The 19,336-nt window shown below is 51.8% G+C and carries 17 protein-coding genes; 6 read left to right on the top strand and 11 right to left on the bottom strand.

Features of this window, described 5'->3' with window-relative positions; translation table 11 throughout:
• Positions 1–36: 36 nt before the first annotated feature.
• Both DTHIO_RS04295 and DTHIO_RS04290 read left to right on the top strand, forming a co-directional pair.
• Entirely contained in the window at positions 37–2,181 is a 2,145-nt protein-coding gene (locus tag DTHIO_RS04295) for an HAD-IIB family hydrolase (protein ID WP_008869128.1), read from the top strand.
• The gene (locus DTHIO_RS04290; protein WP_008869127.1) at positions 2,181–4,562 is read left to right on the top strand and encodes a sucrose synthase; all 2,382 of its coding nucleotides are present in this window, start codon (positions 2,181–2,183) and stop codon (positions 4,560–4,562) included. Before DTHIO_RS04295 ends, DTHIO_RS04290 begins: the two co-directional genes overlap by 1 nt.
• Positions 4,563–4,784: 222 nt before the next feature.
• Here the strand turns inward: DTHIO_RS04290 and lgt are convergent, their stop codons facing one another.
• The 4 genes from lgt to DTHIO_RS04270 all read right to left on the bottom strand — a co-directional run bounded on the left by lgt (position 4,785) and on the right by DTHIO_RS04270 (position 8,460).
• A complete protein-coding gene (lgt, locus tag DTHIO_RS04285; protein ID WP_008869126.1) occupies positions 4,785–5,576 on the bottom strand; it encodes a prolipoprotein diacylglyceryl transferase in 792 nt (263 codons plus the stop codon).
• A gap of 133 nt (positions 5,577–5,709) precedes the next feature.
• On the bottom strand, positions 5,710–6,537 hold the full coding sequence (locus DTHIO_RS04280; protein ID WP_008869125.1) for a metal ABC transporter permease: 828 nt from the start codon (positions 6,535–6,537) through the stop codon (positions 5,710–5,712).
• 4 nt (positions 6,538–6,541) lie between these two features.
• The gene (locus DTHIO_RS04275; protein ID WP_008869124.1) at positions 6,542–7,300 is read right to left on the bottom strand and encodes a metal ABC transporter ATP-binding protein; all 759 of its coding nucleotides are present in this window, start codon (positions 7,298–7,300) and stop codon (positions 6,542–6,544) included.
• Between the two features lie 155 nt (positions 7,301–7,455).
• Positions 7,456–8,460 carry a metal ABC transporter solute-binding protein, Zn/Mn family gene (locus DTHIO_RS04270; protein ID WP_008869123.1) on the bottom strand — a complete coding sequence of 335 codons (1,005 nt, stop codon included), beginning with the start codon at positions 8,458–8,460 and terminating at the stop codon, positions 7,456–7,458.
• Between the two features lie 301 nt (positions 8,461–8,761).
• Between DTHIO_RS04270 and DTHIO_RS22885 the strand changes: the two genes are divergently transcribed.
• Together DTHIO_RS22885 and tpx are read left to right on the top strand one after the other, a co-directional pair.
• Positions 8,762–9,133 (top strand): Fur family transcriptional regulator, encoded by a 372-nt coding sequence (locus tag DTHIO_RS22885; protein WP_008869122.1) that lies wholly within the window; start codon positions 8,762–8,764, stop codon positions 9,131–9,133.
• Between the two features lie 28 nt (positions 9,134–9,161).
• On the top strand, positions 9,162–9,677 hold the full coding sequence (tpx, locus tag DTHIO_RS04260; protein WP_008869121.1) for a thiol peroxidase: 516 nt from the start codon (positions 9,162–9,164) through the stop codon (positions 9,675–9,677).
• 92 nt (positions 9,678–9,769) lie between these two features.
• On the opposite strand, the gene DTHIO_RS04255 is transcribed toward tpx, so the two are convergent.
• From DTHIO_RS04255 to DTHIO_RS04235, 4 genes are all read right to left on the bottom strand, one after another.
• Positions 9,770–11,077 carry a TRAP transporter large permease gene (locus tag DTHIO_RS04255; protein WP_008869120.1) on the bottom strand — a complete coding sequence of 436 codons (1,308 nt, stop codon included), beginning with the start codon at positions 11,075–11,077 and terminating at the stop codon, positions 9,770–9,772.
• Positions 11,074–11,571 (bottom strand): TRAP transporter small permease, encoded by a 498-nt coding sequence (locus DTHIO_RS04250; protein ID WP_008869119.1) that lies wholly within the window; start codon positions 11,569–11,571, stop codon positions 11,074–11,076. Before DTHIO_RS04250 ends, DTHIO_RS04255 begins: the two co-directional genes overlap by 4 nt.
• A 384-nt stretch (positions 11,572–11,955) precedes the next feature.
• Positions 11,956–13,035 carry a TRAP transporter substrate-binding protein gene (locus DTHIO_RS04240; protein ID WP_008869118.1) on the bottom strand — a complete coding sequence of 360 codons (1,080 nt, stop codon included), beginning with the start codon at positions 13,033–13,035 and terminating at the stop codon, positions 11,956–11,958.
• A 221-nt stretch (positions 13,036–13,256) separates the two neighbouring features.
• Positions 13,257–14,477: a bifunctional nucleoside/nucleotide kinase/histidine phosphatase family protein gene (locus tag DTHIO_RS04235; RefSeq protein WP_040417965.1), complete on the bottom strand. Its 1,221-nt coding sequence runs from the start codon at positions 14,475–14,477 to the stop codon at positions 13,257–13,259.
• Between the two features lie 163 nt (positions 14,478–14,640).
• On the opposite strand from DTHIO_RS04235, the gene cls reads away from it, so the two are divergent.
• Positions 14,641–16,086: a cardiolipin synthase gene (gene cls / locus DTHIO_RS04230; RefSeq protein WP_008869116.1), complete on the top strand. Its 1,446-nt coding sequence runs from the start codon at positions 14,641–14,643 to the stop codon at positions 16,084–16,086.
• 265 nt (positions 16,087–16,351) lie between these two features.
• Here the strand turns inward: cls and DTHIO_RS04225 are convergent, their stop codons facing one another.
• Together DTHIO_RS04225 and DTHIO_RS04220 are read right to left on the bottom strand one after the other, a co-directional pair.
• Positions 16,352–17,593 (bottom strand): M24 family metallopeptidase, encoded by a 1,242-nt coding sequence (locus DTHIO_RS04225; protein ID WP_008869115.1) that lies wholly within the window; start codon positions 17,591–17,593, stop codon positions 16,352–16,354.
• 151 nt (positions 17,594–17,744) lie between these two features.
• Positions 17,745–18,590, bottom strand: a complete 846-nt coding sequence (locus DTHIO_RS04220) for a hypothetical protein (RefSeq protein WP_040417494.1) — start codon at positions 18,588–18,590, stop codon at positions 17,745–17,747.
• 79 nt (positions 18,591–18,669) lie between these two features.
• Between DTHIO_RS04220 and DTHIO_RS04215 the strand changes: the two genes are divergently transcribed.
• Positions 18,670–18,921, top strand: a complete 252-nt coding sequence (locus DTHIO_RS04215) for a hypothetical protein (RefSeq protein WP_008869113.1) — start codon at positions 18,670–18,672, stop codon at positions 18,919–18,921.
• A gap of 81 nt (positions 18,922–19,002) precedes the next feature.
• On the opposite strand, the gene DTHIO_RS04210 is transcribed toward DTHIO_RS04215, so the two are convergent.
• Positions 19,003–19,317: a DVU0772 family protein gene (locus tag DTHIO_RS04210; RefSeq protein WP_008869112.1), complete on the bottom strand. Its 315-nt coding sequence runs from the start codon at positions 19,315–19,317 to the stop codon at positions 19,003–19,005.
• Between the last annotated feature and the right edge of the window lie 19 nt (positions 19,318–19,336).

Genomic DNA, 19,336 nt, shown 5'->3' with positions numbered 1-19,336 from the left:
CTTTTGTTATAATTTAATTTTTATCCGGAGGCAGATATGACCAACATCAGACGCCGCAAAGACGGTCTGTACCTGGTGCACCTGAGCATTCACGGCCTGGTGCGGGGTTTTGACATGGAACTGGGCCGGGATTCGGACACTGGCGGCCAGGTCAAGTATGTTGTGGAACTGGCCAGGGCCCTGGGTAAAAATCCCAGGGTGGCCAGGATGGATCTGCTTACCAGAAAGGTCCTGGATTCCAAGGTGGACAACAGCTACGGCAAAACCATCGAGAAGCTGGGGGATAAGGCCAATATCGTGCGCATAGAGTGCGGTCCCAAGAGGTACCTGCGCAAGGAAGTGCTCTGGCCCTATCTGGATGAGTTCACGGACAAGGCCCTGCAGTACTTCAGGCGGGTGGGCATGGTGCCGGATATAATCCACGGACACTACGCCGATGCCGGCCTGGCAGGGTCAAAACTGGCCCAGCACCTGGGGGTGCCTCTTATCTTTACCGGGCATTCACTGGGGCGCATAAAAAAGCAGAGCCTGCTGGAACATGGCCGCAACGAGGCCACCATAGAATCCAGATACAACATGTCCACCAGGATCGAGGCCGAGGAAGTAGCCCTGGGTAATGCTTCCCTGGTAATCACCAGCACAGCCCAGGAACGTGACGAACAATATAAAGAATACGAGAATTATCACCCCAGGAGGATGCGCATCATACCTCCAGGGATAGACCTTGATCGCTTCTATCCCTACAAATCGGATCAGAAGAAGCCCCGGATCGCCCACGAGCTGGACAGGTTTCTGCAGAAGTCCAATAAGCCCATGGTTCTGGCCCTTTCCCGTCCCGACGAGCGCAAGAATATCACCACCCTGGTGGAAGCCTTCGGAGAGAGCCCGGAACTGCGAGAAGCGGCCAACCTGGTGATTATCGCGGGAAACCGTGAAGATATAGTTAGAATGGACAAGGGCCCCAAAAGAGTACTGACCAGGATTCTGATGCTGGTGGACAAGTATGATCTTTACGGTCAGGCAGCATATCCCAAGAAGCATGCAGCTGACGATGTGCCTGAGCTGTACCGCTACGCTGCTCAACGGCGCGGGGTATTTATCAATCCAGCCATGACCGAACCTTTCGGCTTGACGCTTATTGAAGCAGGTGCTACCGGCCTGCCCCTGGTGGCCACCGATGATGGAGGGCCCAGGGAGATAATAGGCAAATGCGCCAACGGCACACTCATCGATCCCCTGGACAAGGAGGCCATGGTCAACGCCCTTCTGGCCCTGGTGAGGGACAGGGAAAACTGGAAGAAGCACTCCAGGGCAGGCATTAAAGGGGTTAAAAAATATTTTTCATGGGATGCTCATACAAAGACCTATCTGCGCGAGATCCAGAAGCTGCGTCCCCGCAGGAAGGAAGAAGAGCCCAGGCTGCCCATAATCAAGAGCAAGCTGCCTGTGGCGGAAAAAGTTCTGATCACTGACATAGACAATACCCTTCTCGGTGACCACGAAGGGGTCAAGGATCTTCTGGATATCCTGAGCAGTATGCAGGAAGAGCTGGTTTTCGGAGTGGCCACGGGCAGGAGCCTGGAGAGTACCCTGAATATCCTGGCCAAAGAAAACGTACCTGTCCCGGATATTCTCATCACCTCGGTTGGCAGCGAAATATATTACGGGCCGAACATACTCAAGGATCATGCCTGGAGCAGGCATATCGCCTACCGCTGGAAGCCCGGGGCCATTGCAGAGGTCATGAAGGAAGTGCCGGGAGTGCAGATGCAGGCCCAGGAGAATCAAAGAGAATTCAAGCTGAGCTACAACTACACCCCTGGAAAGTACCCGGGGATCAGATACGTACGCAGGCTCCTGCGCCAGAAAGACCTGCATGCAAAAATGATTCACTCCCATAACCAGTTTCTGGATTTTCTGCCGGTAAGGGCCTCCAAAGGCCTGGCCATCCGGTATCTGTGCATGAAATGGGGCGTGGATATGAAAAAGGTCCTGGTGGCCGGAGATTCCGGCAATGACCGGGAAATGCTTCTGGGCAGCATGCTGGGAGTGATTGTGGGCAACTACAGCCAGGAGCTCAAGAATATGCCCGTGACTTCGAATGTTTATTTTGCATCTGACTATTATGCCCGGGGCATAATCGAGGGCATGCAGTATTTCGGATTTCTGGAGGAAGGATAATGATTGATGTAGAGGAACTGGACGGACTTGATCCCGAACTTAGAAAGTCGTTGTATCTTTTTTTGCGGGAAATGATCAGAAAAGAGAAGCCTTTTCTGCTGCGTTCCGAACTGCAGGACATGCTGGCGGATTTTTTTGAGGACGAAGAACACGGCAGGCACGAATCTGCCCTGGTATTTGAAGTCTTCAGGTATACCCAGGTGGCCACAATACGAAATCCATGGGTTTACCTGGCTGTGCGCCCGGAAATAGCCAAATGGCAGTACTTTCGTTTTCACGTGGAAGATGTGCTTTTTGATGAGATCGGGGCCAGCGACTACCTCAAGTTTGATGAAATGCAGGTGAACAACAGCACCCAGGTGGACGAATTTCTGCTGGAAATAGACCTGGAGCCCTTCAACAGGGAGTTTCCAAAGCTCAATGAATACACCTACATCGGCAAGGGGGTTGATTTTCTCAACCGTCATCTGTCCGGGCAGTTTTTCCAGGACAAGAAGCGGGGACATGAAAAACTGTTTGAGTTCCTGCGCCTGCACCAGATTGAGGGCAAACAGCTCATGCTCAACGGCCACATTGAAACTGTTTCCGGGCTTCGTTCGGCCCTGCGCAAGGCCCTGACCTTTCTTAAGAAGCAGGATCCCTCCCAGAAATGGTCCGGGATTTCCAGGCATATGCAGACACTGGGCTTTCAGCCCGGGTGGGGCAAGGATGTGGAGCGGGTCCGGGAAAATCTTGAGCTGCTGCGCGAGATACTCGAGGCTCCAACCCCCAATATCCTGGCCTCGTTTTTAAGCCGTATACCCATGATATTCAAACTGGTGATAGTCTCGCCTCACGGATATTTCGGGCAGTCCAACGTGCTGGGCAGGCCGGATACCGGGGGGCAGATAGTGTATATTCTGGACCAGGTACGCGCCCTGGAAAAGGAAATGCGCAGGCAGATAAAGGAGCAGGGGCTGGAGATCGAACCGGAGATTGTTGTTTTGACCCGTCAGATTCCCGAGGCCGGGGATACCACCTGCAATCAGCGCCAGGAAGATATAGTGGGTACCAGTAATGCCAGGATCCTGCGGGTGCCTTTCCGCTATCCCAGCGGCGAGATCGTGCCGCACTGGATCTCCAGATTCCATGTCTGGCCCTTCCTGGAGCGATTCGCCCTGGATTCAACCCAGGAGGTGCACAGTGAGCTCAAGGGCCGTCCGGACCTGATCATTGGAAACTATTCCGACGGCAACCTGGTGGCCTCACTTATGTCCAAAAAGATGAATATCACCCAGTGCAACATCGCCCACGCCCTGGAAAAGTCCAAGTATCTCTTTTCTTCCCAGTATTGGAAGGACAACGAGGCCCAGTACAGGTTTTCCAGTCAGTTCACTGCTGATCTTATCGCCATGAACACCGCTGACTTCATAATCACCAGCACTTACCAGGAGATTGCAGGCACCGAGGAAAGCGTCGGCCAGTACGAAACCTACAATGCCTTTACCATGCCGGATCTTTACCGGGTGGTAAGCGGTATCGACGTGTTTGATCCCAAGTTCAACGTGGTTTCCCCGGGTGCGGATGAAAACGTTTACTTTCCGTATTATGAAAAGGATCGCCGCCTCACGGAGCTGCACGATGAATTGAGCGACTATATTTACGGCCCTCCCGGGGACTGGGCCAAGGGAGAACTGCAGGACCGGACAAAACCCATTCTGTTTACCATGGCCCGTCTGGACAGGATAAAAAACCTCACCAGTCTGGTACGCTGGTACGGGGAAAATCCGGAACTGAGGCAGGAAGCCAATCTGGTGCTGGTTGCCGGCAGCCTGGATGTCAGGGATTCTCAGGACGAGGAGGAAAAGGCATGTATTCAGGAGATGCACAGGCTTTTTGAAGAGTTTGACCTGCATGAACAGGTGCGCTGGCTGGGCACGCGCCTGGACAAGAACATGAGCGGAGAGCTGTACCGTTTTATTGCCGATTCCAGAGGGGCCTTTGTGCAGCCGGCGCTTTTCGAGGCCTTTGGACTGACTGTTGTGGAGGCCATGAATTCAGGGCTTCCTACTTTTGCCACCATTTTCGGAGGACCTCTGGAAATAATCGAGGACGGCAAAAGCGGGTTTCATATAGACCCCACCCACGGGGACGAGGCTGCAGGACTCATGGCGAACTTTTTCTCCCGCTGCCGGGCTGATGCAAGCTACTGGGACACCATTTCAAACAACAGCATAAAGCGGGTGGAGGAGAAATACAACTGGAGGCTTTATGCCCAGAGACTGTTGTCCTTTTCCCGGATTTACGGCTTCTGGAAGTATGTGTCCAACCTGGAGCGCGATGAGACCAGGCGTTACCTGGACATGTTCTATTCTCTAAAAATGCGCAGCCTGTCACACTAAGGCTGGATCGAAAAATTTTCGTAACTGTTCAGCACTTTTTGTGTATACTCTTGTTCTGGCAGTCGGTGTCGGCGTCGGTATCGGGGTCGATAGAAAACCGAAAACCAGAGTTGCGTGGAGCATTCCCCAACAGCTTCGATACCGATCCCGATTCCGATACCGACCCCGACAAAAACAATGAGCAGTTACAAATTTTTAGCACTCAAGTATCATCCAGGGAAACTACCTGGTTTCACCCCTGAATCCGTAAGCCAGGTAAAGAAGCACCGCCCCTAAAATTATCATGGGTACGGACAAGATCTGGCCCATGGTCATCCAGTCCAGGAGCACAAAACCCAGGTGGGCATCGGGCTCCCGGAAAAATTCCACCAGAAAGCGCAGCACCCCGTAGCCCAGACAGAACAGCCCGGATACGGCCATGGTGGGTCTTGGACGTGAGGAGAATATCCACAGGATGATAAACAGGAGAAGGCCTTCCAGCAGGGCCTGGTAGATCTGGGATGGGTGCCTGGGGACCATATCCGAGCCGGGAAAAACCATGGCCCAGGGCACATCCGTGGGTCGTCCCCAGAGTTCGGCATTGATAAAGTTGCCGATACGCCCGCACATTACTCCCAAAGCCCCCATTGGGGCCACGAAGTCGGTAACCGTGAAAAAGCCTCTGCCTGTTTTGCGGGCATACCAGTACATGGCTATGATCCCGCCTATTAACCCGCCGTGAAAAGACATTCCTCCCTGCCAGATCATGACTGCGGTCCAGGGCTGTGAAATAAGCCCGAAAAAATCATAAAATAGCATGTAGCCGAGCCTGGCCCCGAGTATTATGCCCAGGGCTCCAAAGACCACCATGTCCGGCAGTTCTTTGACGTCCCAGCCTGAGCCGGGCTTTTTTGCCCTGTGGCGGGCCAAAAGCCAGGCCAGGGTGAATCCGGCCAGGTACATAAGTCCGTACCAGCGGATTTCCAAGGGGCCGATGGCTATGGCTACAGGGTCAAAGTTGGGATGTTGCAGCATGATTTATGATTGTGGGGTTCATGTTTAACTACTCTCCAGGGTCCGGGGACTTCGCAAACAGGACGTAAAAACTCACTCCGCGGGGCGTTTAGATTGACCAATTTTATCTGATGGTGAATTTTACCAAGTTTTTTTAGTTCTTATGCTCTGCTTTGTCTTTAATACTCCTTCCAGGCAGCAGGCCGGATATGATGAAGGCTGCTGCGGCCACCAGAACTACTGTGGCACCGGTGGTCAGATCCAGGTAGTAGGCAAGCCAGATTCCGGTCTGGGTAAAGATGACGCTTATGATAACCGCAAGAAGCATCATCTGCTTGAGAGAACTGGAGTATTTCTCTGCAATATAAGAGGGAATGGTTAAAAGGGCAATAACCAGGATAAGCCCCACCACCTGGATGGTCATGACCACGGTCATGGCCACCATGACCAGGAGCAGAAAATAAAGCGCGGTAACCGGGACTCCCACGGCCCTGGCGAATTCTTCGTCGTGGGACATGGCCAGGAAGTCCTTGTAGAATATCAGCACCAGCACAGTGATGGCCAGGCTGAGGCCTGCCATGGTCCACAGGGCGCTTGCGGGGACCATGAGGATGCTGCCGAAGAGATAGCTCATGAGGTCCACCCTGTACCCCGGGGTCAGATCCAGCAGGATTATGCCTATGGACATGCCCACGGCCCAGATGACGCCTATGACCGTGTCCGCCCGGTGCTTGCGGCTGTGGCTCACCAGGCCCATGGTCAAGGCAGAGATAAGTGCAGCCAGTCCTGCGCCCAGGGAAGGGGGGAAGCCGGCAAAAAAGGCCAGTCCGATGCCGCCGTAAGAGGCGTGGGCAATACCCCCGGAAATGAACACCAGCCTGTTGACCACTACCATGGCCCCGATGATGCCGCAGGCGATGCTTACTAAAAAGCCCGCCAGCAGGGCATTGCGCATGAAGTCGTACTGCAGGATTTCCAGCATGATCTCAGTGGTGCCTCAGTACCCTGTGGGGGACGTCGCCGTGAGTGATCAGTTCCACCGGGCAGTGGTATACCTTTTCCAGCATTTCCTTACTGATTTCTGCTGCATCATGGTAGTAGAGACTGCGGTTTACGCAGGCCACGGCCTTGACGTGACTGGAAAGTACCGAAAGGTCGTGACTTATGACCAGGATGGTGGTTCCCCGGTCATTCAGTTCTTTGAGAAGATCGTAAAACCTGGTGTGAAAGGCCTGGTCCACAGCAGCGGTGGGTTCGTCCAGGAAAAGTATCTGCGGCCTGGCCACCAGTGCCCGGGCTATAAGCACCCTTTGTCTCTGCCCGCCGGAGAGGCTGCCTATGTTGCGCCCGGAAAAGTCCTGCATGCCGACCTGCTCCAGGGCCTGGCGGGCCAGATCTGAGTCCCGGGCAGTAAAGCGTCTCCAACGGCCAAGATGTCCCAGACGTCCTACAAGGACAGTCTCGTGCACGGTGATGGGAAATTTGTCTGCGCCGCTCTGGCTCTGGGGAACGTAACCCACAAGGTGGGGCAGGGCACCGGGGGGTTTTCCCAGTACACGGATAATTCCCCGGGAAGGCTGCAGGATGCCCAGCAGGATGCGCATAAGAGTGGTCTTGCCTCCGCCGTTGGGACCCAGTACTGCCAGGAATTCTGCCTGTTTTACCTGCATGTTCACGTCTTCCAGGACCGGGTGGTGGTTGTAGGCAAAGCTGAGGTCCTGAATTTCTATGGCGTTTTCATTCATCTGTCATATGTGTGGGCCGGATTAACCGGCCTGGATGTTTTTTTGTAAAAGTATCCGGCATGTCCGGGAACAGCCGTTCAGGGGACATAACTGGCCATATCTGGATGTTATCCCCTGAACGGCAACCCGGGCAGGAAGCATTTGCTGCCTGATTATCAGTGCTCCATGGCCTTTCTGAATTTTTCGGCCACGGTGAGCATGTTTTCTTTCCAGTTCTCTGCCAGGGGGTCAATGGAAACAGTCTCTCCGTTTATGGAGTCGGCTATGGTTTCAGCGCTTCGTTTGGAAAACTGCGGAGATACGAATACGACTTTTATGCCTTCATCCCTGGCTGTGTCAATAAGCTCCTTTAAATCAGCCGACCTGGGCTCGCGTCCCTCCACTTCCACAGGAACCTGGACAAGACCATACGCCCGGGCAAAGTATCCCCAGGCCGGATGAAAGACCATGAATCTGCTGCCGGGCGGGACATCATTGAAGACAGACTTGATTTCCTGGTCCAGCTCAAGAAGTTCACGAATAAAGGCAAGGTAATTATCCCTGAACTCAGCCTCTGCCCCGGGCATGGCCTCGGACAGGGCCCGGTAGACGTTGTCTGCGATTATCATGGCCAGATCCGGTGAGAGCCATACGTGCGGGTCCAGGCCATCATGTCCGTTGTGATCATGATGGTGATCATGCCCATTATCGTGCCCGTGATCATGCCCATGGTCATGGTTGTGATTATGTTCATGATCGTGATCATGCCCGTGGTCATGGTCGTGATCGCAGTCCTGCAGCATGGAGATTTTCTCAATGCCCCGGTCCAGGCGGACTATTTCCAGGTCCGGATGTGTGGATTTGATCCTGGGCAAAAGAGCATTTTCATATTCAACTCCTATGGCCATGTACAGGTCAGCCCGGCCCAGTTTTCTGATCTGGGAAGGTTTGGGTTCAAAGGTATGCGGACTGGCACCTGCAGGAAGAAGTACGGTGGTATCTGTCAACTCCCCACCGATTCTGTCCACAAAGTATTTTTGCGGGGCTATGCTGACCATTATATCCAGGCTGTCCTTGTCCGAGGCCGGGGCCATTGCCGGCCAGAGCAGCATGAGAAACACTGTGGTGATTAAAGCCCAGGCTGACAGCCCGGCTTTTACGGGTGATTTTTTTTCAGGCATAAAAGTTCCTCCTTGGTGCTTTGATTGTGTTTCATGATTTACCTGATAATTGATATACTATTATCATTTTTAACTGGTCAAGTAAATTTTACAGTATCTGTCTAACTTTTAAGGAAAGCAGGGCACAGCCCCCCCCCGCACTTATTTTTAAATGTGTCAGTCATCCTTTAGAAAAATAAATGCGAGGTAGAGCCAGTCCCCGTGCCACATGCAAAGCTAAACAGGTACAATTTGCATAACTTGAAGTTGCATTTTGCTTTAAATGGCCATATAAATCAGCTTAAGTCCAGGGAGTTTGTATATGAAACACAAGACTCAGCAAAGAAAGGCCTTGATGGAGTGTTTACATGAAGCCCGAGGGCCATTGAGCCCTGCAGAAATTTTATGGTTTTCCCGGGAGAAAGTTCCTTCTCTGGGTATTGCCACGGTATACCGCAACCTGAAGCTGCTGGTAGAGGAAGGGTTTGTTGCCGAACTGCAGGTCCCGGGGCAGGGTTCATATTATGAACCGGCGGACATGGATCACCACCATCATTTCCAATGCCGTAACTGCAAGCAGCTTTTTTGCATACCAGGCTGCCCGCCGGGGATAACATCCCTGGCGCCTGAAGGTTTTAAGCTTGATGGGCATGAGATCTTTCTGTATGGACGTTGTTCTGAATGCACTCAATAACTTTAGTGATTTAAAAAAGGAGATTGTCATGAATGAAAGGCAAGGAATCGTGACCCTGCATCAGAACCCCATGACGCTGGTGGGTGAAGAACCGGTAAAAGACAGAATGGCTCCGGATTTTGAAGTGGTGGACAATGATTTAAACCCGTTTAAGTCTTCCAGCATCAAGGGCCGGGTGGTCATAATCGCCTCGGTACCGTCCCTGGATACTCCCGTGTGCGACATGGAGGTCAGGCGTTTCAACCAGGAAGCAGCATCCCTGCACGATGACATATCCATCCTGACCATCAGCATGGATCTGCCTTTCGCGCAAAAACGCTGGTGCGCCGCAGCCGGAGTGGACAAGGTTCAGACCCTGTCCGACCACAGGGATGCCTCGTTTGGAAAGGCTTACGGAGTACTCATAAAAGAACTGCGTCTGCTGGCCAGGGCCATGTTTGTCGTGGATAGGGAAGGTGTCCTCAAATATATACAGGTTGTGCCCGAAGTGTCAGGAGAGCCCAATTACAAGGCAGTGCTGGATGCAGCTTCAGAACTGGTATAGCCTGATGGCAGACGTCCCGGCCTGGACCCTGCTGGAGAAAACACTTATGCCCCTCTACGGATGCAGTCAAATCTATACGGGGCTGTGCATGATCATCTCTGGACCAGGTCGGGCAGAAAAAGGGCCAGCTGTGGAAAAAGAGTCAGGATGGCGATGCAGAGTATTATACTCAACAGGTAAGGCCATACCCCTCTGAAAATAGTCACCACCGGCGTATCCTTGACTATGCCGGCCACCACGTAGACGTTGGCCCCCACAGGAGGCGTTATTACGCCCATGCCCACAACCAGTACGATTATAACCCCGAACCAGATGGGGTCGAATCCAAGGTGAACGGCCACGGGATAGAAGATGGGTATAGTCAGCAGAATCAGGGCCAGGGCATCAATAAAGCATCCAAGCAACAGATATATGAGCAGAATGATGGCCAGGACAGCCACGGGATGGATGGGCAGGTCTCCGGCCCATACAGCCATGGTGGTTGGTATGTTGGTCACTGCCAGAAAGCGGCCGAAAACCGTGGCCGCCGCCACCAGAAACATGATCATGGCCGAGATGCGAATGGTGTCGCGCAGGGAATTTTTAAATCCGGTCCAGTTGATCTGCCTGCGGATAATAGCTACGGCCAGGGTGGCGGCAGCTCCGACCCCCCCTGCCTCGGTGGGCGTGAAGTAGCCCAAAAAAAGCCCGCCGATGACCACTATAAATATGATGACAACTTCAACTCCGCCCTTTGCAACAGCCCTTATCTTGCCTTTGAGATCCACTTCCGGTCCGGCTGGGGCCAGATCCGGATTTCTGACGGCCCTTATCCATGTAACCAGCATGAACAGGCCCATAAGGAGAACTCCGGGAATGATTCCCGCCAGAAACAGCTTGGCAATGGATTCCCCTGTGGCGATTCCATAGATGATAAAAATGACGCTGGGAGGGATCATTACCCCCAGGATGGCCGAGGAGGCCACTACTGAAGTGGCCAGGGAGCGATCATACCTGTACCTTTTCATTTCCGGCACTGCCACAGCGCTCATGGTGGCAGCCGTAGCCGTGGTGGAGCCGCATATGGCTCCAAACGCAGTGCTTGCGCCTATGGTGGCCAGGGCCAGGCCTGCGGGCAGCCTGCCCACAACCTTGTAAGTGGCATCGTATATCCTGCGGCTTATGCCGGCATGGTAGGCGATATAGCCCATCCAGACGAAGAGGGGGACCACGATGAGAGAGTACGAGGCAAAGGTGTTGTAGATGGAAGAGGAAGCAATGGAAAGTGCAGCATCCAGGGAAATTAGATAAGCATATCCCCCTACTCCCACCACCAGCATGACAAAAGCCACCGGCATGCGGGCGGCAATGAGTACAAAAACGAGCAGAATAGCTGCGATACCCAGTTCAAAAGGGCTCAATCCTGTTTCCTCCCCCTGATCAGGGCCAGGGTATTTTTAATCAGTTCCAAAACTATAATCATGGCAAGCATGATCATGCCGCAGGCAACCAGGTAATAAACCGGGTAAAGGGGTAGATCTAAGGAAGAGGTGGACAGGTTTCTTCTGTGCACGTTGGACGCGTACTGCAAAAGCCCCCATGATATAAGGGAGATAAAAGTCAGTGAGATGGCGTTGGTGATAATCTCGACAATATTCTGAATTTTTGGAGGCAGACTGTCTACAAGCAGACTGACAGTCACATGCCCCCTGTTGACTGCACAGTAGGCCACACCCATGGACAGGATGACAGCGCCAAGGATTTCCACCAGTTCATAGCTGCCGGTAAGGGGTTTCCACCAGGCGCGCATGAAAATGTTGGACACTATGACCAGCATGACCAGGACAAGGGCCAGCTGGGCAATCTGGGAAATGCGCAGGGCCAGGTTGTGTACGATTTTTTCCAGGAGCTCCATTGCTACAAGCCCCCTGGCTTTGGAAAAGACCCGGCCGTGAAGGGCGAAAAAAAACTTCCCTCAGTTGACGGGCCGGGCATCAATTCACAGGGTTGCTTTATTATGGAAGCCGAATCCTCGGAAGGCATGGCAGGGCAAAAGCTGGTCATATATACGGTGATATTCATCTCAAGTGTTAAGGTTGTCTGTTATTGCCGCAATTCTGCAGTTCCTGGTTTCGTTTTTCTCGTCAGGCTTTTAAGAAAAACAGGGGACCTTCCAGCACCCTGCCGGCAGTATATCCAGGCTTTGTTCAGCGAGCGCCTGGAACGGGTGCGGGAAAGTCCCCATGCCATAATGTTAGAAAACAGGCAAGGGCATGTTAACATGCCTTTATAATTGACTTTAGTACTCCGGATATTCTGCCGAGAATTTTTCGTCCAGTTCCCTGATAAGCTCGACGGTTTTTTCAGCCGGCAGCCCCCTGTTTTCCTGCTTCTTTATCCAGTCTTCCACCACGGGCTGAATACGATCTAACCATTTCTGCTCTTCGTCTGCATCCAGTTCAAAGAATTCTATGCCGTGCTCCTGCATGCCGTACTCAAGGCCTTCCTGCCTGTGGTCGGCCCTGGATTTTCCGTATTCATAGGCGAATTCATCGTTCATTTCCCGGAATACGTCCTGAATATCAGGAGGCAGGGAATTCCAGGTGCCCTTGTTCATGATTTTCATAAAGACTACATTGTAGAGAAAAGGAGTATGAGTGACATAATCAACCACTTCAGCCAGCCTGAATCCTTTCAATGTGTCGTTGGGGGCCACAATGCCGTCCACAAGTCCCTGGTCCAGGGCCAGATAGGATTCGGACATGGGCATGGAATGAGTGACCGCTCCCAGTTTTTCCAGGGGCGGAACAGTTCCCCCTACGGCCCGGATTTCCATTCCGGCCAGTTCATCAAGGTTTCTGGCGGGCTTCTGGCTCATGATGTCCCCTGGTCCGGTGGCCCAGAAAAAGAGGACCTTGACGTCTTCAAACTCGTCGATCCCCAGATCCTGCTTTATTCTTTTGTAGCCTTCATGGGCGGTCATGGAGGCGGATACAGCATTGACATTCTGGTAGCCGGGCAGTTCAAAGGCCTCCATCAGGGGAAACATTCCCGGAGTATAGGAGGGGCAGGTCGTGCCTATATCCGCCACTCCCCCGGCCACGCCGTTGTAGATTTCCCGGGCGCCGAGCAGGGCTTCGCCTGCATGCAGGTTAATGCTGACGCGTCCGTCTGTACGTTTTTCCACCTCCTCTATCCAGCGTTTATGGGCATCAGCAACCATAAAATCGGTGGCAGGCCAGAAAGTGGCCAGGGAGAGGCTGAAGGTCTCTTCGGGTTTTTCAGCGTCATCCATTTCTTCATCTGCAGCACACCCGAATACCACCGGAAAAAAAAGTATTAATAACAGCCATATCCAGTAATAAAGTCTCCCCTTCATCCCTATTCCCTCCATGGTCCATGTTTATGAGCAGTTTGTTGATAAGGCAGCTGGTTTTTCCAGGAAAAAACTCCGGTACGTAAAAAGCTGAACAGATAATCCAGAACAACAGCTATCATCTCAAAAGTATATGAATCGGGCAACCTCTATTCTGTCACCGGTTTTACGGGGCATGTGAATGCTGTATATATAAACCGGGCGGATTTGTAAAACAGGGTGTACTAGTACCGCTTAAGCTCAAAAAGTTTCTTGGACTGAGTAGACACTATATGAAAGTATCTGTCCTGGGGGGTATATATGTAGGGCACATCTTCCTTCCGGCGGTATAGAAAGTGAGCCAGAATCATGCGGTTGACCGCCTGGTGCCCGATTATCATTATGTAAGTGGCATTTCCGCTCAAATATATGGCTTTTTTCAGACCCCGGTCCACCCTGTGCTTCAGGGTCACGTAGCCCTCACCCTCGGGGTAGATATAATTGTATTTGTCCTTGGTCCGGCTGTAGAATACTTCCGGTTTCTCGCGTCGAATCTCATCGTAGCTCATGTATTCGCAGGTACCGGCGTTGATTTCATTAAATTCCTTGAGCTGCATGACCTGGGCGTTTTTCTGCATTTCACTTATGGGACGGGCGGTCTGGACGGTGCGTTTCTTGGTGCTGGTATAGATATTTGGGATGTTGGTCTGTTTGAAGTGAGCCGCCAGGGCCTGGGCCTGGGCCCAGCCGTTGGGTGTAAGTTCTGAATCCCCCCCGATCCTGTTCTCCAGGTTGAAATAGCTCTCACCGTGTCTTACCAGGAAAAGGTTTTTGACCCAGTCCGAAACCAGAAGATCCCGTATCTGAACATTGCAGAAGATGTTGTCAGTCATCCTTTCACCCAGGATCTGGTTGTTCAGTGAGTCCAGTACATAGTAGTTGCGCTCTTCCTGGAGGGGCTGGGCGATATGCTCGTAATACTGGATTCTTTTTTTGAAGCTTTCAAATGCCTCCTGAAAGTCCATCCTTGAGAATTCCGGCTGCTCTGTTTTTTTGGTGATGCTGGCCTTGAGTATTTCGTCGTCATTGTTGATGCACTCCACAAACAAAACCGGATGGTCGGTGAGCATGTTTTGAATGGTCCTGCGGCGTTTGAGGCTGACATTGGTGGCATCCAGTATGGCCACCTGTCCGTCTCCCTGGAGATACCTGCTGGCGTTTTTGATATTGGTCAGGGCGATCTGCTCTCTTTGCTCGGCATTGGTTTTGTTTTCAGGGTTGTAAAAGTCCGGTCTGGAGGAATTTTCGCTCAAAAGCTTGCGCCTTAAGTCCCCGTTATTAAAGATGCGGACTTTGATGTTTTCTTTTTTCAGGCCTTCCTTGAGTTTGGCGGCCACGGTGGATTTGCCGCGGGCTGGCAATCCCACCATGGCAATGTACAGCTTGTTCAGGTAACCGTTATTCATAAGCACAAACAAACCCTTTCTTTCTGTTTCTGTACCCTTGAGATGTTCAAAGGCTTGATCCTTAAGGTTAAAGGGCATATAAATACCCGTTCAGTCTTCATTGATAAAAAAACAGATAAACACATTTTCAGGATTCAGGCAACCGGTTTAAAAAGTTATTAAAATGCAAGCAGTTGAATGGGTTGTTGTAGGTATAATTCTTTTTTTCAATTTCCTGGCTGCAGGTCACGCCCTTCTTTACAAAAGAGATCCCAAGGGGGCCTGGGCATGGATAGTAACCTGTCTGCTGGTGCCCACCCTGGGGCCGGTTCTATATTTTCTTTTAGGTATCAACAGGGTGAAGACCAGGGCCAAGAAACTGAAATGGTACTGGCCGCACTGGGACACGGATATTTATCCTTCTACTCAGAAACTGGCCCCTGCAGAAAAAAAAGTTCGCGACTTTGAAATTTCCCCTGACTTTCATCAACTGGCCCAGCTTTCAGAGGCGATTTCCAGAAGGCCTCTTCTTCAGGGCAACCGGGTGACTCCCTTATACAACGGAGAGCAGGCTTATCCAGAAATGCTGGCTGCCATCAACAGGGCGCAGAAAAGTATTTACCTGGTGACCTTTATTTTCGAAAGCAACGATACCGGCCAGCAGTTTGCAAATGCTCTGTCTAAAGCCGTACAGCGGGGTGTGGATGTGCGCGTGCTGGTGGACGGAATCGGGGAGTATTACTCCTGGCCCAGAATAGGAAAAACCCTCAAGGATAAAGGCGTTCCTTTTGTCCGTTTTCTGCCCCCCAGGCTTTATCCTCCTTCCCCGTTCATCAACCTTAGATATCACCGGAAAATGCTCATTGTGGACAGTGAGTTCGGTTTTACCGGGGGCATGAATCTCGGGGACAGGCACTTAGTGACAAAGCTCAACAACCGCAAGCGAAAACAGGATGTGCATTTTAAGTTTTCCGGTGCTGTGGTGAACCAGATGGAAGAGGTGTTTATGGAGGACTGGGGTTTTTGCACCGGTGATTACAGCAAAAGCCCCAGGCAGAAGGTGGCCAGGGCGCACCAGGGGGAGGCCGTCTGCAGGACCATTACTGTTGGTCCCAACCAGGACCTGGACAAGCTGCGTATTCTTCTTACAGGGATCGTTTCCCAGGCCAGGAAAAGAATCCTGATCATGACCCCATATTTTCTGCCCTCACAGGAGCTTATAGTGGCCCTGCAGACAGCGGCCCTCAAGGGCCTGGAGGTCAGCGTGGTTCTTCCTGAAAAAAACAATCTGCCCTACGTGCACTGGGCCACCAGAAACATGCTTTGGGAGATTCTTCAAAGCGGGGTAAAGGTGTTTTATCAGCCCCCGCCTTTTGCGCATTCAAAGCTCTTTGTAGCTGATGACTCCTATGCTCTCATAGGCTCGGCAAATATGGACCCCCGTAGTCTGAGGCTCAATTTTGAACTGGTGGTCGAAGTCTACGAAAAAAGGCTGGCAGGTAAGCTGGCCAGGCACATCCGTTCCAGAATACGTGAATCCCACGAGACCACCCTGCATGAAGTGGACAACCGGCCCCTGCCTGTGCGTACCAGGGATTCCTTCTGCTGGCTTTTCAGTCCTTATCTGTAAGAATATCGCCCGCCTTCAGGGACACAACTGACTCTTTGCAGGCGCACCATGCAGATGCCTGGATTGTCTCGTAAGCATCCAGGGTTCTCGATGGTGATTACTGGCAACAGGACCTGGGGACTGTCCCCGCTATGTACTATCATTGCAGGTTCACACAACTTGGCGTTAGTCATATTTTAATTGTGCAGGAAAGGTGTCGCGGGGACTGTCCCCAGTCACGAGCACCCCCTGAATGCTTACATTGCCCTCTTCGCATCTGCAGAGATCAGGCAGGTATAACCATATCCCGTGGATCTGTGGAAAGAGAGGACAAAACCCTGGGTTTGTCGCTTATATGCACCACATCCTCCACTCTGACCCCAAGCTCCTGGAAATAAAGACCCGGTTCCAGGGCCACCACGTGACCCCTGGCAAAAGCCGGTTCAATATGGTGCTCCATTTCCCTGGTCAGGCTCATGAATGAGCTGCCCAGTCCGGATTGGGCCAGCAAAGAGGCCTCCTTGTCCTCTTCCTCCTCCCGGGTGGCATCAGGGGCGGATCCCAGCAGTGGTTCTTCGTGAACCTCAAGGCCGATGCCGTGTCCGGCGGCATAAATCATGTGCTGCTCCAGGTCCTTCCGGCGGAACAGTTCTCTGATGGCCTCTTCAGGTCCGTAAATGCTCTGCCCGGGGTGCATTTTTTCCAGTGCAGCCTGGCGGGCCTGCAGCACCAGGTTGTAGTGTTCCAGAAAAGAGCTGTCCGGCTGGCTCCCGAGATAAAACATCCTGGTGATATCCGACCAGTAGCCCTTGATTCTTACCCCGTAATCAATGAGCAGTGGGCCATTTTCCAGTTCCTGGTCCATCCACCTGGAAAAGGCCAGGGCTGTGCCTGGGCCGCTCTTGATGCGGCACTTGGATTCTTCCGCGCCCAGGGCCTTGGCCCTGGCGTCGAATATGCCGGAGAGTTCCTTTTCAGATACGCCAACCCTGATTTTCTGTCTAAGGTGCTCCATGGCCTGATCCGCGATACTGCAGGCCTCTTCAATGCGCTGTACCTCGAAACTGTCCTTTATTTCCCTCAGGGCGTTTATTTCATGGGTTATGTTCATGTGATTGCGGATCTGGAAATACTTGAACAAAAAAAGGCTAAGATAGTCCACTTCTATGCCTATGGGCGATTCGCTGACCTTGCGCATCATGCCCTTTAAAAAAGTATTTGGAGGAGGGCGCAGCATTTTTTTATCCACCATGCGCTCATAAGCGCTCCTGGCTATGTCCATATCCCCGGCTGTAACCGGGATGAGGCTGTCTCTTTTTGCCTCTTCCAGTACTGATCTTGCAGCCACCAGCTCTGGTTCGCCCTCGGTGGGAACCAGGACGAAAGAGGGCTCGTGGGGGTAGACGGAAGTGAAGTAGTAGATGTTTTCCGGCTTGTGGATGAATACTCCTGTCAAGTACATTTCCTGTGCTCTTTGCTGCAGGCTCAGGATTCTTTTCCAGCCGGTCATTATTTTGGGCTTGTTCATATTATTTTGAGAATTAAGAGTTACAAATTGTGTGTGTAATTATTCACCTGAGTCCACATACAGACGCTTAGTATATCCAGTTGAAACAGATGGCTACCAGATAAATCAAGTAATTAAAGCTTGCTCGTTTGGCCAGGCAATGAAGGGATGCTTATCCCTTGAGGCCGAAAAAGCGTTTCCAGCTGAATGCAGGCTGGAACTGCTGGAAATAGTAGGCCAGAAAGGGATATGCTCCCCACTTGGCTTTGAAGGACACGATTCCAGGGTTAATCCCCAGTCCCATATTGATATACTTTTTGTCCAGTTTCCGGGCCTGATTTATTGCCTCCTGAAGCAGCAGATCGTTGACTCCCGGGATGTCCCTGGATTTTTTTCCGGTTATGTTGAACAGGTAAAATGCAAAGAGCCTGGAGCCTGTTTCCAGGATGTCGTAAGCCACCAGGCTGTTGTCCCGAATTGTCCTGGCCTCTATAACAAGGGCCGTATCAGAATGGCTTAGATACTCTGGAATGCGGTGAAAGAAAAGGGCTTTTTCCTGGTCCAGGCCTTTAAATTCAATAAATTTTCTCAACAGTTCCAGGTGGTCGCGGGTAAAATCCCGTCCAACAGAAATATGCACCTCACTGGAGGCCCTTTTGAGCATATTGCGAAGCTTGGGGCCGCTCAGGATGTTGTTCAGATCCAGGCAATAGTAAAGATCATATTCAGTCCTGACGGGTTTGTATCCATGCACATCCAGGGGGACCGGGCTTATACAGCCAAGTTCGGCAGGTTTCAGTTCCCTGACCAGGGAATTAACATGGGAGTAGAGCTCAGGGCCTTTTGTGTTCAGAGGCAGGGGGCAGGCCATGAGACTTATTTTTTCCTTTGCCTGGTAATACAGAAGCCCCCCGTCCATGCAGGGTTCGCTGTCGGAGAAAGGGCACAGGTAAGAAGGGAGATGTTCGGGAATGTATGCCAGGTTGTATATCAGTCTTTTCTGGCATGAATTTAGCATATTAATCAGCATAACAGGCTAAAGGTTACTGGGGAAACTACCGATAAGGTGTATAAGGAAATAAACAAGGAGGTGCAATATGCTGGTACCCAGTTATTTCCAGATTTCCCCTAAAAGTCGCCACGAGATTCAGACACAACTGCAAAAGGCCGGCCGGGAGATCAGGATTGATTCGGATGACCGCCGGGAAGGCCTTGGGCAGAAACAAAAGTCTGAATATGGACGAAAAAAAAGGGAAAAGTCTGCCGTGTCCGGCATCGGGAAAACCTATGCCGAAGTACACGAGGTGTACAACAAAAAGGCCGAAATTGTCAGGGTTGCTCCCGGATGAAAGACCAGTCCTTCTTACGGTCGGTTATAAGAAGAACCTGCCCTGTATCAGGTGTATTCCTGGTAATGTGTCCGGCAGAAACTAAAACCATTTCTGCAGCCATTCCTTGACTTCCGGCGGAAGTCCATGCACTCCCCTGGCCCTGCAGCAGTCCCAGAATTCCCTGGGCAGTTCCATTTCATATAAGGACTCGGACCCGTCCTTGGTCATTTTCTGCAGACGCAGGATATAGGGCTCCTGCCAGGAATCTATACAGAAAAAGTATGTTTCCGAGTCTGAGTCATGGTGTTTGCCGGAATATCCGGTATTGCCCCATTCCAGGTGCATGGCCACTGCGTCTGCAGGCTCCACGTCCCAGTCTATGGGCAGATTTTTGAATTTTTTCAGTTCTTCCATATATGTATTGTCCTTTGTG

The sequence above is a fragment of the Desulfonatronospira thiodismutans ASO3-1 genome (genome assembly GCF_000174435.1).
Classification (GTDB): domain Bacteria; phylum Desulfobacterota; class Desulfovibrionia; order Desulfovibrionales; family Desulfonatronovibrionaceae; genus Desulfonatronospira; species Desulfonatronospira thiodismutans.
The sequence above is the reverse complement of the archived record's forward strand: the minus strand, read 5'-3'. Positions and strand labels throughout refer to the sequence as shown.

What these genes read in the sequence shown, in the direction of transcription:
- DTHIO_RS04295 (WP_008869128.1), top strand. Translation starts at nt 37, where the DNA reads ATGACCAACATCAGACGCCGCAAAGACGGTCTGTACCTGGTGCACCTG.
- DTHIO_RS04290 (WP_008869127.1), top strand. Translation starts at nt 2,181, where the DNA reads ATGATTGATGTAGAGGAACTGGACGGACTTGATCCCGAACTTAGAAAG.
- lgt (WP_008869126.1), bottom strand. Translation starts at nt 5,576, where the DNA reads ATGCTGCAACATCCCAACTTTGACCCTGTAGCCATAGCCATCGGCCCC.
- DTHIO_RS04280 (WP_008869125.1), bottom strand. Translation starts at nt 6,537, where the DNA reads ATGCTGGAAATCCTGCAGTACGACTTCATGCGCAATGCCCTGCTGGCG.
- DTHIO_RS04275 (WP_008869124.1), bottom strand. Translation starts at nt 7,300, where the DNA reads ATGAATGAAAACGCCATAGAAATTCAGGACCTCAGCTTTGCCTACAAC.
- DTHIO_RS04270 (WP_008869123.1), bottom strand. Translation starts at nt 8,460, where the DNA reads ATGCCTGAAAAAAAATCACCCGTAAAAGCCGGGCTGTCAGCCTGGGCT.
- DTHIO_RS22885 (WP_008869122.1), top strand. Translation starts at nt 8,762, where the DNA reads ATGAAACACAAGACTCAGCAAAGAAAGGCCTTGATGGAGTGTTTACAT.
- tpx (WP_008869121.1), top strand. Translation starts at nt 9,162, where the DNA reads ATGAATGAAAGGCAAGGAATCGTGACCCTGCATCAGAACCCCATGACG.
- DTHIO_RS04250 (WP_008869119.1), bottom strand. Translation starts at nt 11,571, where the DNA reads ATGGAGCTCCTGGAAAAAATCGTACACAACCTGGCCCTGCGCATTTCC.
- DTHIO_RS04240 (WP_008869118.1), bottom strand. Translation starts at nt 13,035, where the DNA reads ATGAAGGGGAGACTTTATTACTGGATATGGCTGTTATTAATACTTTTT.
- DTHIO_RS04235 (WP_040417965.1), bottom strand. Translation starts at nt 14,477, where the DNA reads ATGAATAACGGTTACCTGAACAAGCTGTACATTGCCATGGTGGGATTG.
- cls (WP_008869116.1), top strand. Translation starts at nt 14,641, where the DNA reads ATGCAAGCAGTTGAATGGGTTGTTGTAGGTATAATTCTTTTTTTCAAT.
- DTHIO_RS04225 (WP_008869115.1), bottom strand. Translation starts at nt 17,593, where the DNA reads ATGAACAAGCCCAAAATAATGACCGGCTGGAAAAGAATCCTGAGCCTG.
- DTHIO_RS04220 (WP_040417494.1), bottom strand. Translation starts at nt 18,590, where the DNA reads ATGCTAAATTCATGCCAGAAAAGACTGATATACAACCTGGCATACATT.
- DTHIO_RS04215 (WP_008869113.1), top strand. Translation starts at nt 18,670, where the DNA reads ATGCTGGTACCCAGTTATTTCCAGATTTCCCCTAAAAGTCGCCACGAG.
- DTHIO_RS04210 (WP_008869112.1), bottom strand. Translation starts at nt 19,317, where the DNA reads ATGGAAGAACTGAAAAAATTCAAAAATCTGCCCATAGACTGGGACGTG.